Annotated in this window: 12 protein-coding genes and 1 pseudogene; 1 reads left to right on the top strand and 12 read right to left on the bottom strand. The window is 64.2% G+C overall.

Features of this window, described 5'->3' with window-relative positions:
* From ACN2XU_RS20005 to ACN2XU_RS19950, 12 genes and pseudogenes are all read right to left on the bottom strand, one after another.
* Positions 1-700: pseudogene (locus ACN2XU_RS20005) on the bottom strand (transposase); the annotation flags it as partial.
* Between the two features lie 962 nt (positions 701-1662).
* Positions 1663-1908, bottom strand: a complete 246-nt coding sequence (locus ACN2XU_RS20000; RefSeq protein WP_419412113.1) for a type II toxin-antitoxin system CcdA family antitoxin — start codon at positions 1906-1908, stop codon at positions 1663-1665.
* Positions 1909-1950: 42 nt separating this feature from the next.
* Positions 1951-3459, bottom strand: a complete 1509-nt coding sequence (locus ACN2XU_RS19995; RefSeq protein WP_419412112.1) for a class I adenylate-forming enzyme family protein — start codon at positions 3457-3459, stop codon at positions 1951-1953.
* The gene (locus ACN2XU_RS19990) at positions 3456-3875 is read right to left on the bottom strand and encodes a PaaI family thioesterase (protein ID WP_419412111.1); all 420 of its coding nucleotides are present in this window, start codon (positions 3873-3875) and stop codon (positions 3456-3458) included. The genes ACN2XU_RS19995 and ACN2XU_RS19990 overlap by 4 nt, the downstream gene beginning before the upstream one ends.
* Positions 3872-4975, bottom strand: coding sequence for an acyl-CoA dehydrogenase family protein (locus ACN2XU_RS19985; protein WP_419412110.1), 1104 nt, complete (start codon positions 4973-4975; stop codon positions 3872-3874). The genes ACN2XU_RS19990 and ACN2XU_RS19985 overlap by 4 nt, the downstream gene beginning before the upstream one ends.
* 3 nt (positions 4976-4978) lie before the next feature.
* A complete protein-coding gene (locus tag ACN2XU_RS19980) occupies positions 4979-6175 on the bottom strand; it encodes an acyl-CoA dehydrogenase family protein (RefSeq protein ID WP_419412109.1) in 1197 nt (398 codons plus the stop codon).
* Between the two features lies 1 nt (position 6176).
* On the bottom strand, positions 6177-7355 hold the full coding sequence (locus ACN2XU_RS19975) for an acetyl-CoA C-acyltransferase (protein WP_419412108.1): 1179 nt from the start codon (positions 7353-7355) through the stop codon (positions 6177-6179).
* Positions 7352-9439 (bottom strand): 3-hydroxyacyl-CoA dehydrogenase NAD-binding domain-containing protein, encoded by a 2088-nt coding sequence (locus ACN2XU_RS19970; protein WP_419412107.1) that lies wholly within the window; start codon positions 9437-9439, stop codon positions 7352-7354. The genes ACN2XU_RS19975 and ACN2XU_RS19970 overlap by 4 nt, the downstream gene beginning before the upstream one ends.
* A 41-nt stretch (positions 9440-9480) precedes the next feature.
* Positions 9481-10290 carry an IclR family transcriptional regulator gene (locus tag ACN2XU_RS19965; protein WP_419412106.1) on the bottom strand — a complete coding sequence of 270 codons (810 nt, stop codon included), beginning with the start codon at positions 10288-10290 and terminating at the stop codon, positions 9481-9483.
* Between the two features lie 8 nt (positions 10291-10298).
* Positions 10299-11636, bottom strand: a complete 1338-nt coding sequence (locus tag ACN2XU_RS19960) for a TRAP transporter large permease (RefSeq protein ID WP_419412105.1) — start codon at positions 11634-11636, stop codon at positions 10299-10301.
* Positions 11637-11638: 2 nt separating this feature from the next.
* On the bottom strand, positions 11639-12145 hold the full coding sequence (locus tag ACN2XU_RS19955) for a TRAP transporter small permease (protein WP_419412104.1): 507 nt from the start codon (positions 12143-12145) through the stop codon (positions 11639-11641).
* Between the two features lie 69 nt (positions 12146-12214).
* Positions 12215-13258, bottom strand: coding sequence for a C4-dicarboxylate TRAP transporter substrate-binding protein (locus tag ACN2XU_RS19950; RefSeq protein WP_419412103.1), 1044 nt, complete (start codon positions 13256-13258; stop codon positions 12215-12217).
* A gap of 167 nt (positions 13259-13425) precedes the next feature.
* On the opposite strand from ACN2XU_RS19950, the gene ACN2XU_RS19945 reads away from it, so the two are divergent.
* Positions 13426-13989 (top strand): helix-turn-helix domain-containing protein, encoded by a 564-nt coding sequence (locus ACN2XU_RS19945; protein WP_419412119.1) that lies wholly within the window; start codon positions 13426-13428, stop codon positions 13987-13989.
* Positions 13990-13996 lie beyond the last annotated feature (7 nt).

Here is a 13996-nt window from a genome sequence, read left to right as displayed (position 1 = left end):
TTGAAGTCGTCCAGCACGTTCAGAAGCCGGAAGGCCCCGCCGTCAGCCAGCCGATCGGCCATGAAATCCATGGACCATGGTCATATTTGGCGCGTCCGGGACGGCCAGAGCATCCGGCACCTCCCGTTTCAGACGCTTGCGCGGCTTGATCCGCAGGTTCAGCTCCAGGGCGCAGTAGATGCGGTAGACGCGTTTGTGGTTCCAAGGGTGCCCTTTGACGTTCCGCAGGTGCAGAAAACACAACCCGAAGCCCCACGTTTTGCGTGCGTCTGTCAGGCCGACCAACAGGTCAGCGATCATCTCGTTCTGATCGCTGAGCAACGGGCTGTAGCGATAGCACGTCTCGCTCACACCGAACGCCCGGCAGGCGAGTGCGATGCTGACCCCTCGACGTCTTACAGCCTTGGCGGCCATTTCGCGACGATGAGATGGCCCGGCTACTTTTTCCAAGCGCCTCCTTCAGCAGATCCGCCTGCATGCTCAGGTCCGCAAACATGCGCTTCAATCGCCTGTTCTCATCCTCCAGGCTCTTCATCGGGCTGATCATGGACGCATCCATGCCGCCATACTTCGCACGCCACTTGTAGAAGGACGCCGAGCTCATGCCATGCTCGCGGCACAGCTCGGCAACCGGCACGCCGCCTTCAGCCTGACGCAGGATCGCAAGGATCTGTGGTTCGCTAAATCTCGTCATCTTCATCAGAACCTCCTCAGGTATCTTGCTGAGAAAAGTCTACGTCCCCATCCCCTTAGTTTTGGGGAGGATTACCACATGAACCCGGCGATAGCCGGAGCACAAACGTGTTTCGCGGATCTCCTTGATCCGCTTCTCCACGGCAACCGGATCGACGCGGCGAGACACTTGGTGGAACGTCAAACGATCAAATCCGATGGCGCCACACGCCGCCTTGATCGAGCCCGCCCGATCGCCGGACATCCCCCCAGTTCGCGCATCCAACCCGCTGCCCGGCAGCGCAGGCTTGCATGCGCGACAAGGGGAAGCTCAGAGCTTCTGCCGGATGGCGTCCGCTCTCCTTTGTCCTCGGAGCAATTGCAGACAAGGGCGCGCCATCTCGCGGTCCAGCATCAGATCGGACGCGATTCTTTTCAACCGACCTTTCTCGTCCTCATGCTGCGTCAGCCGCTTCATCTCTGTCGGCAAAAGAACCGCAAACTTCGTCTTCCAATAGAAGTGGGTGGCTTGGCTTATCGCGGCCTTCCGACCGATCCCGGCAACCGGTGTGCCTTCTTCGCTCTACTTGATAATGAGCGCCTTCTGCGCGTCCGAAACCTTCTATGCCTTCATGTGAATCCACTCCTCATCCCGTCAGGATATCTTGGCGAAAAACTCCAGCCTCAGATTGTCCAGTTTGCAGGGATCCGATCACCGGCGCCGCCGAAGTCGCGCTTAGAAACAGGAACACATCATCCGCGGCGATCCTGATTGAACGGCTGCCTTTCAGGTGCGCGGTGTCCTGAAATGAAGGTTATTTGAAACTAACTTGGCGAAATCCGTCATATCCATACCGCGCCAATCACGTACCGGGCAGAGAAAAATCGTTCGGGCTGGCGTGCTGAACACTGGCGATGAGGCGGGTGGCAGCAGATTGCATTTGAAGACGGCCATACGATGCGGGCCGAAGGCGGCGATGTCACAGCGCGTCAGGGTTTCCATGCGTCCGGCGCAGAACCTGCGATGATTTCGGACAGCGGATGGCCGTGGGTTTCGTACCAGCGGGCCTGTGCGGCGAAGGCGGCGGCATTCGTCGTGCGCCATTCCTTCTGCCGGGCCTCCGCGACGGCGCGGCGCAGGGCCGCGTCCGCCAGAGCGGAGAAATTGAGGCCAGGCGCGTACGCCGCGTCGAGCGTGATCGAGATCGTGCGGCGGTGGGCGGGGGCCTGTGACATAGCGTCTGCAAATACCGCAAGAAGGGGATCAAGCAAGATAACTCAGCTTGGCTCCTCCGCTAGCAGCGCGGCGAAATGGTCCAGGAACTTGTGCTTGAGGATCTTGCCGGTGGCGGCTGCGGGCAGGGCGTCGACCACAAATATTCGCGTCGGGCGTTTGTATCCTGCAAGTCGTTCGGCGGTGAAGGTCTTGAGCGCGGCCGCATCCACGGCGCCGGGGGCCGTTGGCTGCACGAAGGCGAGTATTTCCTCGTCGCCGCCCGCCTGCCGCCCAATGACGGCGGATTGCACCACGGCGGGGTGATCGTTGAGCGCGGCCTCTACCTCCGGCGGGTAGACGTTGAAGCCACCGCGAATGATCAGCTCCTTGGCCCGGCCAACGATGTGCAGGCGGCCCCGATCATCAATGCGGCCCAGATCGCCGGTGCGCAGCCAGCCGTCCTGCACGGTTTGCGCAGTGGCCTGCGGATTGCGGAAATAACCGAGCATGACGTGCGGCCCCTTGGTCAGCACCTCGCCGACGTTCGGATCTTCGCCGAAACTCAGATCGAGTGAGACCTCGACGCCGGGCAGGGGCGGGCCGACGGAGGTGTCGGGATCGCCGATGGCGTTGCGGGTGCCGGAGACGCCGGCGGTGCTTTCGGTCATGCCGTAGCCGTTTTGCAGCGGGATGCCGTAGAAGGCTTCGGCCTTGCGCTTCCATGCCGGATCCAGCGGCGCGGCGCCGGAGGAGACATAGCGCAGGGGCGCGTTTTCCAGTTTGGTGATGCCCTGCTTTTCGGCATAGGCCATGAGCAGCGCATGCATTTGCGGCACGGCGGGCAGAACGTTGGCGCCGTTCAGGAAGGCCTCATAGAGCTTGGCGGGATCGAAGCGCGGCACCAGTTCGACCACCGCGCCGACACGGGCGGAGGCCATGAGCATCGAGGCCACACCGAACACATGGGTCAGCGGCAGCGCGCCATAGACGTGATCCTCGGCGGTGAGTTTACGCAGATCGGCGGAGGCCTTTGCCGCGAAGAGCAGGTTGGCATGGCTGAGCATGACCCCCTTTGGATCGCCCGTGGTGCCGGTGGTATAGAGCAGGACGGCGGGCGCGTCCGGGCCATCAGGCATCGGTTCGGGGTCGGACTGGCCCTGTCCGATGTGCAGCGCGCCAAAGCCGGTGGGCAGGGCGGGGGCCTCGCCCGCGTGGGCGGCGGCCTCGCGCGAGATCCCGGAGGTATAGAGCGTCAGCACGGGATTGGCGTGGCTCCTGATCCGGGAGATCTCGGCGGCGGACATGCGGGCATTGATCGGCACACCCCATGCCCCGATACGCGAGCACGCATTGAGGAGGACCGGCATGGCCAGACAGTTTTCGCCGACGATCAGGACACGCTCTCCGGGGGCGGCGCCCTGTGCGCGGAGTAGCTCTTCTGCCTCGTGCGTGAAGGCGGCATAGGTGGCCCAGCTGTAGATCTGACCGTCGCAATCCTTGATGGCGGGAGCGTCGGGGCGGATTTCCAGATGTTGGTCGATGAGTTGATGGATGCGGGTGAACGCGGTCATGCGTCGCCTCCCTTGGGTAGGTTGGCGCGTTTGAACACGCCGGTGGCCGAAGCGATCAGTGTGCCGTCCTGATCCAACAGATCGGCGGCGAGGAACAGGATCGACCGGCCACCCCCGGTAACGCGCCCGGTGGCGGTGACGCGGCCGCCCACCAGAGCCGGGGCGAGAAACTGTGTGGCCATGGAAATGGTCAGGAACGGCGTGCGCCCGGTGGCGTCGGCAGTGAGAGAGCTGGTCGCGCCCATGGCGTTGTCGAGCAGCGTCGCGGCGACGCCGCCGTGCAGCACATTGTGCCGGTTTGTGTGCGCCTCGGTGATGTCGAGGATGCAGCGCGCCCCGCCGTCCGGGTGCCCGATTTCGAGCGTGTAACCGAGGCTGCGCTGCGCCCCGGTTTCGTCGCGGATTGTCTCGATCATGCGGCGGCCTGCGCGAGGTGGATGAAGCGTTCGAGATGGTAATCGGTATCGCCAAAGCGGTGATCGACCATCGACAGACGTTTGGCGAAGTGACCAAGGGCGTATTCCATGGTCATGCCGATGCCGCCGTGCATCTGGATCGATTCCTCCGCCACGAGGCGCGCTGTGCGACCGATGAGGTTTTTCGTGGCACTGACATGCAAGGCGCTATCCGGCCCGTCGAGATGGCCGCAGAGGTTGATGACGCTCGATCGCGCCTGCTCGATCTCGATCAGCACATCGGCCATACGGTGCTGCAGAGCCTGAAACTTGCCGATGGGCTGGCCGAATTGCTTGCGCTGCTGAAGGTATTCGACCGTGAGGGTCTTAATCGTTTCCATCAGGCCGAGCGCCTCGGCGCATTGCGCGGCGGTGGCGCGGGCGTTGGCAGTTTGAAGCAAGGCAAAGCCGTCCTCGGTCAGGCACGCGTCTTCAGGCACGGTGAGGTCCAGCGTCAGCTCTGCCGCGCGCCCGCCACCATTGAGCGGGTAGTCGCGCATCTGCACCTGATCCGCCGGAACGAGGAACAGGGCAATGCCCGCTTCCGCGTCGTGATTGCCCGCGGTGCGGGCGCTGACGACAAAGGCATCGGCCGCCGGGGCGCTGTGGACGACGGACTTGTTGCCGTTGATCCGCCAGCCGTCGGCGGTCTTCTGTGCCGCGGTCTGGACGTGTGACAGATCATAGCGGGACGTCGGTTCGCCATGGGCGCAGGCAATGATGCGACCCGCGATAAGCGCTTCGGTCAGCTCGGGACGCGTCGCGGCGAGGATCGTGCCGGAGAGAATTGCGCTGTCGATCAGCGGGGTCGGCAGACCGGCGCGGCCCAGTTCCTCGGCCACGACCATGATGTCGAACCCGGCGCCGCCAAACCCGCCCTGCGCTTCGCTGAACATCGCGCCGGGCAGGCCCATTTCGGTAAGCTGCTCCCAGAGGGCGGCATCAAGTCCGGTGTCGCTGTCGGTGGTGGCGGCGATTTTCTCGTGGTCGGTGCTGTCGGCGAGGAAGCGGCGCAACCCGTCCTGCAGCATCTGGCGTTCTTCGGTCAGTTTGAAATCCATGGGTCAGAGCTCCAGAATGGCCTTGGAAATGATCGCGCGCTGCACCTCGTTGGAGCCGCCGTAGATCGAGAGTTTCCGGTTGTTGAAATAGGCCTGCGTGGCGGGCAGGGCATAGGCGGGGCCGACGGGCTCGACGTTGCTGCCCTCGTCGAGCGCTTCGGAGACGAAGGGCGCGGCGTAGGGGCCGACCGCCTGTTTGGCCAACGCGTTGATCTGCTGGCGGATCACGGTGCCCTTGACCTTGAGCATGGAGCTTTCGGCGCCGGGGGCCTGTCCTTCGGCGGCGGCGGCGATGGTGCGCAGGTTCGTGGTGGCCATGGCCATCAGGTCGATCTCCACCTGCGCCACCTTGGCGGCGAAGAAGGGGTTTTCGATCAGCGGCTTGCCGTTCTGCATCTGCTCACCCGCGATGCGCTTGAGCGCGGCGAGACCGGCGCGGGCAAAGCCGACACCGGCGATGTTGGTCCGCTCATGGGTGAGCAGGTATTTGGCGTAGGTCCAGCCCTTGTTTTCCTCGCCGACGAGGTTGGCGGCGGGCACACGCACATCCTTGAACCAGACTTCGTTGACCTCCGGTTCGCCGTCGATCAGCACGATGGGGCGAACCTCGACTCCGGGGCTGTTCATGTCGATCAGCAGGAAGGAAATGCCCTCCTGACGCTTGCCTTCCTTGGAGGTGCGCACAAGGCAGAAAATCCAGTCGGCGTGCTGGCCGAGGGTGGTCCAGGTCTTCTGACCATTGACGATGTAGTCGTCTCCGTCGCGTACGGCGCTGGTCTGGACATTGGCCAAGTCCGAGCCTGCGCCCGGTTCGGAATACCCCTGGCACCACCAATCGTCGCCGTTCAGGATACGCGGAAGGTAGTGGGCCTTTTGCGCCTCGGAGCCGAATTTCATCAGCACCGGCCCCAGCATGGCGATACCGAACGGGACGATGCGGGGGGCGCTGGCGCGGGTGGTTTCCTCTTCGAAGATGTGGCGCTGAACCGAATCCCAGCCGGTGCCGCCGTGCTCGCGCGGCCATGTCACGCCCAGCCAGCCGCGCTGGTTGAGAATAGCGTGCCACTCCTCGTAATCCTGTTTGGTCAGGCGCTTGCCCGCCGAAACCTTGTCGGAGAGGCGTGTGGGCAGGTTGTCCGCAAGGAAGCTGCGGACCTCATCGCGGAAGGCCTTTTGTTCGTCTGTGTAGCTGAGGTCCATTTTACGCTCCAAGAATCTCGAAAAGTCCGGCAGCACCCTGCCCGCCGCCGACGCACATGGTGACGACGCCAAGCTTGGCCCCGCGGCGGCGCCCTTCGAGCAGCAGGTGCCCGGTCATGCGCGCGCCGGTCATACCAAAGGGGTGGCCGATGCTGATGCTGCCACCATTCACATTGAGTTTCGCATCGTCGATCTGCAGATGATCGCGGCAGTAGATCACCTGAGAGGCGAAAGCCTCGTTGAGCTCCCACAGGTCGATGTCTTCGACGCGCAGCCCTTGGCGTTCGAGCAGGCGCGGGATGGCAAAGACCGGGCCGATGCCCATCTCGTCCGGCTCGCATCCCGCCACGGCAAAGCCGAGGTAGCGGCCAAGCGGGACGATGCCCGCCCGCGCGGCCTCGTCCTCGTGCATCATCACCAGCGCGGCGGCCCCGTCGGAGAGCTGAGAGGCATTGCCGGCGGTGACGTATTTGTCCGCGCCCATGACCGGCTTGAGGCCCTGAAGGCCACCCAGCGTGGTGCCGGGGCGGTTGCATTCGTCTGCGTCGATGGTGAGGGTCTTTTCGCTGATCTCGCCGGTTTCGCGGTCCTTGACCGCCATGGTGACATCCATCGGCACGATTTCATGCGCGAACAGACCGGCCTCCTGCGCGGCGGCGGTGCGGCGCTGGCTTTCGACGGCCAGTGCATCCTGCGCCTCGCGCGCAATGCCATAGCGCGCGGCGACGGTGTCGGCGGTGTCGATCATCGTCGTATAGAGGTCAGGCTTGTGCGCCTCAATCCACGGCTCGCGGGAATGGCGCGGCGTGGGTTGGTTGAGCGAGATGCTCTCGACGCCGCCGACGAGCATGGCGCGCGCGCCCTCATTGATCGCGCGGCCGCCCATGGCGATGGCCTGCAGGCCTGAGGCGCAGAAGCGGTTGACCGTGGTGCCCGCGACAGAGACGGGCAGACCGGCACGGATTACAGCCTGCCGGCCAAGGTTGCCGCCAGTGACATGCTCGGGATAGCCGGTGCCCCAGATGCTGTCTTCGATCAGGACGGGATCAAGCCCGGCGCGGTCGACCGCATGGCGGGCGACGTGGCCTGCCATGGTGACGCCATGGGTTTGATTGAACGCCCCGCGGGCGGCCTTGCCGATGGCGGTACGGGCGGTGGAGACGATGACGGCTTTGCTCATTTGGGTGTTCCTTCGTTCAGGTCCGCAAAGTTGCGGCCTTCGGCAACAAGGCGTTCGAGGAGGGGCGCGGGTTGCCAGAAATAGGGGTCTGTTTCGGCCCAGATGCGGATATCGTCCAGCAGGGCAGGCAGGCCCGTCATGTCGGCCCAGAGCATTGGCCCGCCGCGCCAGCGCGGAAAGCCGTAGCCGTAGAGCAGGGTCACATCCACGTCGAGTGGTCGGGCGGCGATGCCTTCGTCCACAACCTTGGCGGCTTCGTTGACCATGGCGGCCATGTAGCGGCGCTGGATGTCCTGTTTGGTGAAACTTTGCTGGGGCCTGCCCGCGCGCGCCGCTTCGATCAGGGGCATGACCGCCATGTTGGGCGTGCCTTTGCGGCCCTCGTAGGTGTAATAGCCCTGCCCGGATTTCTGCCCGAGCCAGCCGAGGTCGACCATCTCGTCGGCCCATGTCGGAACGATGTCGCGCGGATCCCGGGTGGCGGCCTTGCGCTTGCGGGTCATGTAGCCGATGTCGAGACCGGCCAGATCGCCCATTTCGAACGGTCCCATGGGCAGGCCGAAGGCGCGGATGGCGTCGTCGATTTCCCACGGCGTCGCGCCGTCGAGGATCATCCGATCCGCCGCGCCGCGATAAACGCTGAGGATGCGATTGCCGATGAACCCATCGCAGACGCCTGCCTTGACGGCGGTTTTCTGCAGCGTCTTGGCAAGGGCGAAAGCGGTGGCGGTGACGTCCCGCGCGGTTTGGTCCGCAACGACCACTTCGAGCAGCTTCATCACATGCGCAGGCGAGAAGAAGTGCAGGCCGATCACGTCGGCGGGGCGGGAGGTGGTCTGGGCTATTGCGTTGATGTCGAGGTAGGAGGTGTTGGTGGCGAGGATTGCGCCCGGTTTCATCACCGTGTCGAGCTTGGCAAAGACCTCCTGCTTGACGGCCATGTCCTCGAAGACCGCCTCGATGGCGAGGTCCGCACCGCTGAGCGCGGCATAGTCGGTGGCGGTGCTCAGGCGCGAGAGGGGCGCGGCGGTGTCCTTCAGTTTACCGCGCTTGACCGCCGCGTCGAGGTTGCCGGTGATTGTCTGCCGCGCCTTCTCGGCGGCGGCGTCATCGCGTTCGATCAGCGTGACGGTGAGCCCGGACAGCAGGCAGGCGGTGGCGATGCCCGCGCCCATGGTGCCGCCGCCGATCACGCCGACATGGGCCATGGGACGGGGGGTGACGTCTTTGAGTTCCGGCAGTTTGGAGACTTTGCGGTCGTTGAAGAAGGCGTGGATCATGCCCGCCCGCTGCGGGGTTTCCATGAGGTCGAGGAACAGGCGGCGCTCTTCGCGGATGCCATCGTCGAAAGACATGGTGCAGGCGGCTTCGACGGCGTCGATGGCCTTGAGCGGCGCAACCTGACCACGGGCTTTCTTCTCCCAGGTGGCGCGGGCGGCGGCGAAGGCCTCGGCGTCATGCGCAGGATTGGGCAGGGCGCCTGTGCGGCGAACCGGGGCGTTCTGCTTCAGAAGGTCAAGGGCATAGGAGAGGCCGGCCTCGCGTGGGTCTCCTTCTGCTATACGGTCGATAAGTCCGATCTCCAGGGCCTTTTCCGCGGTAAGCGGCGCGCCGCTGCACATGATCTCCAGCGCCGGTCTGACGCCGGTGAGGCGCGGCATGCGCTGTGTTCCGCCCGCGCCGGGGATCAGCCCGAGGTTGACCTCCGGAAAGCCGAAGCGCGCGCCTGTGACCGCGAGGCGGTAGTGCGCGCCAAGCGCGATCTCGCAGCCGCCGCCAAGCGCCGGGCCGTGCACGGCGGCGACAACCGGTTTGGACGCATTTTCGATATGGGTGCAGACGTCCGGCAGGAAGGGTTCGACCGGCGGTTTGCCGAATTCGGTGATGTCCGCGCCGCCAAGGAACAGCGCGCCATCGCCGACGATCAGGGCAATCTCCGCGTCGTCCGCCTCGAAGCGGTCGATGGCCTGCCACAGCCCTTGCCGGACGGCGAGGCCGAGCGCGTTGACCGGCGGGTTCGCGATGGTGATGATGGCGACGGCGCCGTCGCGGTGGTAGCGGAATTTATCGGTAGCTTGGCTCATATGTCGGAATTCCGTTCCATTGAGTGAAATTTTTTCCCGGGTCAGTTGCGCAGGGTGATGGAGGGCGGCTGGCCCATCATGCGTTCGAGTTCCATGACCGCCTCGTTGAGACGCGGGCCGACCTCGGCCTCCATGCGCGCAACCGAAAGATCGTCCGGCATGGCCCCGGCGGTGAAGACCACCGGTTCGGCAAAGTCTCGGGCGTGGAAGGGTTTGGACACCGCGTGGATGTTGGCGGCGAAATACTGGTCCGGCGGGGTGATGGCAAAACCGCGTGTGATGAGCTGATCATAGGCCATGCGGCGGGCCGCATTAGCGCGTTCCTGTGTCAGGCCGCGATCGCCGAGGGCGTTGGCCACGGTGGTTTCGAACAGCTCTTCGGACATGGCGGCCAGCATCGTATGCCCGGAGGATGTTCCGGCGAAGGGCAGGCGGTGCCCGGCTTCCAGCCAGAGCGAGGACACCCCGCGCGGCCGCCATGTGCGCAGGATCAGCAGTTTCGCATTGTCCCGGACCAGCAGCAGGGCGAGCGTGCCGGTCTCGTCCGCCATCCGCTGCATGATCGGCGCGCAGACATCGACAAAGGAGATCGACGCCTGCGCTACATTGCCAAGTGCCAGCAGCGCCGGGCCGGGGCGATAGCGGTCGTGGCGGCGCGCGTGGGTCAGATAGCCCAGCGAGCGCAGCGTGAAGGTCAGCCGCGAAACGGTACTTTTGGGCAGGCCCGTGCGCTCTGATATCTCGGCGTTGCCAAGGCCGTCATCAGAGGCGCGGAAAGCGCGCAACACCATCAACCCCCTTGCGAGGGTGGTGGCGAAGCGGCGGTCCTTGGTGTCGGGAAGCGGGGTCATCGGCGGCCTTACATCGAGTTCGGGATCAATAGGGACAGTATCGGGAAGGCCATGAGAAGGGCCAGAACGATAATGTCGATCGCGAGGAACCGTGTGATCCCGGAGAAGATGCGATCAATCGGCACCTCCTTGCCCACGACGGAGGCAATGACAAAGACGTTGAGGCCGACCGGCGGGGTGATCAGACCGATTTCCAGCAGCTTGATCACGACGACGCCGAACCAGATCAGATCGAGGCCGTAGCCCTCGACCAGCGGCACCAGCAGCGGCAGGGTCAGCACCATGATGCCGATGGGATCGAGAAACATGCCGAGGACGAGGTAGATGACGGCGATGGCGAGCATCAGCAGGACCACATTGAGATCCGCCGCCTGCACCGCGCCGACGATATCGCCCGCAACGCCGGTGAGGGCGATGAAGGCGACGAAGATCTTGGCCCCGGCAGCGATGACAAAGATCGAGGTGGTCTGGATTACCGTCTCGCGCAGGGCGTCGATGACATCGCGAACGGTGAGCATCCGCTGGGCAAAGCCGATGAGCAGCGCCGCGGAGACGCAGACGGCAGCGGCTTCGGTCGCGGTAAAGATGCCGCCATAGATGCCGCCGACGATGATTACGAACAGCAGCACGGCGGGCCATGCGTCGATTGCCGCATCGAGGCGCTCGCGGGTGGTGATCGTGCCGGGGTATGCGGGGGCGGCAGAGGGCTCACGCATGACCCAGATCCAGATTACCAGGATGAACCCGAGCAGCGAGATCAGGCCGGGGATGATCCCGGCGAGGAAGAGCGAGGAGATCGAGGTTTCGGTAAAGATGCCATAGATGATGAAGAGGACGGAGGGCGGGATCAGGCTGCCCAACGTGCCACCCGCCGCGACCGATGCGGTGGCGAGGCGTTTGTCATAGCCCATGCGCAGCATTTCAGGCGAGCAGATGCGGCCCATGGTCGAGGCGCAGGCGATGCTTGATCCGGTGATGGCGGAAAACCCGCCGCAGCCGACGACCGAGGCCATGGCAACGCCGCCGGGCACAGAGGCCAGCCAGACCCGCGCGGCGTGGTAGATCTTCGTCGTGATCTCGGCCTTGTAGGCGATGTGCCCAAGGGCGACGAAGAGCGGGATCATCGACAGATCATAACTGTGGATCAGATCGAAGCTGTTGGAGAAGACGAGACTGGAGGTCGGACGCCAGGCGCGGTCCGGGTTGAAGGCCCCGGTGCGGAAGGCGAACATGAAAAAGGTGCCAACGGTTGCGACACCGGCCAGCGCAAAGGCGATGGGCACGCGCACGGCCAGCAGGCCGATCAGGGCGGCAAAGGCCACGAGGCCTACGAGGGTTCCGTCCATGGTCAGTGACCTCCGGTGGCTTGGTCGGAGAGGCGTTCGCCCCGTCTCAGGGTTCGGATATCGGCGACGATCATCACCAGAAGGCGCAGCCAGCAAATGACCATTCCAACAAGAAAGATCGCGCGTCCCGGCCATTTCGGCAGCATCAATTCACCAAAGAAGAACGAGGATTTTTCGATCGCGCCGAGCGTTTCGCGCCCCCCCGCCCAGATCAACGGCGCAAGCGCAAGCAACCCGAAAAGCGAGCCGAAGACGATGAGCCCATCGGCGATGCGAACGGGCAGGCGGTTGGTGACGAACTCCACCGCGATATGGGCGCGGTTCGCGGTGGTGGCGGCAAGCGGCAGGATCACCGCCGCGACCATCAGTTCGGCCACGATGACGGTGCTGTCGGGAATGCCTGAGTTGAACAGTGCCCGCATCAGGACGTTGGCCGTGATCAGCAGGCCAAGCGCCAGAACGGCACAGATGGAAAGATCGACGAGCAGACGCTCGATCCGACGCAGCATGGGGGCACCTGTCAGGTCAGAAGGTCATGGAAAGGCGGCCGACCCCGCGCGGAGGTCGGCCCGAACAGCTTAGCGCGTCCAGGGGTAACCCTGTTCGTCGCGTTCCTGCGCATATTTGGCCAGAAGGCTCTTGTACTGATCGAGCATTCCGGCGCCGTCGAGACCGACGGAGTTGGCACGTTCGATCCATGCGTCAACATACGGCGCACCACCTTCGACCAATTTGGCGCGGTCCGCGTCGGGCAGGGTGATGACCTCGACGCCCGCGTCCTTCATCGTCTGGATGGCTTTTTCATTGTCGGCGGTGATCAGGCGGCCAAGCTCATCGGCCATGCCCATCCCGGCGTCCATCAGCGCCTGCTGATTTTCGTCGGAAAGGCTGTCGAACATGTCTTTGTTCATCAAGATGCCAAGCGCGCCGACCTGACCCCAGTTCAGCAAGGTGTAACTGTCGATCACTTCGTGCTGCTTGAGCGCGGCAGTGGCGTAGCTGTAGCCCTGGCTGCAATCCAGCAGGCCGCTGTCGAGCCCCTGATAGGCGTCATAGACGGACATCGGCACCATGTTTGCGCCAAGGTCCTTGAAGGTGTCGCCATAGGCGCCGACGCCGCGGACCTTCAAGCCCTCGATATCCTCGACGGAGCGGATGGCCGCGCCCTTGCAGCCGATGTGCACGGCGGAGGTCGTGAAGGTGCCGATGTACACCAGATTCATGTCCGCAAGATTGGCCGCAATGCTTTCGTTGGTGCGCATCAGCTCGTCGGTGGCCTTCATGCCAACCCACGCGTCATCGTTTTGCAGCGGCAGGTCGGCGATGCCGTAAGCCACCATTTCCTGCGGGAAGTAGACCGAGATGATCGTGCCAAGGTCGGCCACGCCATCGGCAATACCGTTCAGAGCCGCACCGGCCTTGAACAGGGCGCCGCCCCACTGGATGTCGAATTGCAAATCGCCTCCGGAGAGTTCGGTGGCTTTCTCGGCAAACCAGCTCATGGACGCAGCGCGCGCGCCCCGGTTCGGACCGGCTTCGCCCAGGATCAGCGTGGTTTCGGCCTGCGCGGCGGACGCAGCGGTGAGCAGCCCGCAGAGTGCGGCTGTTTTGAAAAACGTCATGATTTCCTCCCTCAATTCCAATATGCGGAACTGTGTTCGCATAGTTGAACCAAATACAGCCCAAAACGCAAGCGATTTTCTGAGTGCCTGAAATTTTGGCGCGAGATGGGGGCTGGCAAGATATCGGAGGGGCTGGCCCCCGCGTCTGTGCTGGCGTAGCGTCCGGGATCATGGAAAATGCCGATGCCGTTCTGTCCCGCCTCCCTGTTCGCCTGAAAGAAGCGCGGACCGCGCAGGGCTTGTCGCTCGATGCGGTGGCCAAGCTGTCTGGGGTCTCCCGCAGCATGGTCAGCCAGATCGAGCGCGGCGAAAGCTCGCCCACGGTGGCGACCCTTTGGAACCTGACGCGGGCGTTGCAGGTGGATTTCGCCGGGCTTCTGGAGGATCAGCCAACCGCGCCACAGATCGAAGTGTTGCGCGCGGAGGCAGTGCCGACCATCGAGAATCGCGGCACCGGCTGCACGATTCGGATCTTGTCACCGCCTGAGGACGCCGGAGTGCATGAGGTCTATGAGCTGAGGTTTACGTCCGGTGGGCGGCTCGACAGCGCGCCGCATGGGCGCGGGACGCAGGAACATCTGACGGTGTTCGAGGGCGCGGTTCGGGTTGTCAGTGGTGAGGCGGTCGAGCACCTCGGCACCGGGGCGACCGCCCGCTATCCTGCGGATGTGGCGCATCGAATCGAGGCGGATGGCGCGGCGCGGGCCTTTCTCGTGGTAAAGACAGGCTAGGGACCGG

Origin of the sequence: Pacificoceanicola niger, assembly GCF_048553275.1 — a bacterium.
Classification (GTDB): domain Bacteria; phylum Pseudomonadota; class Alphaproteobacteria; order Rhodobacterales; family Rhodobacteraceae; genus Pacificoceanicola.
Note: the sequence above shows the minus strand (reverse complement) of the source record. Positions and strands in the feature narration are given on the sequence as shown.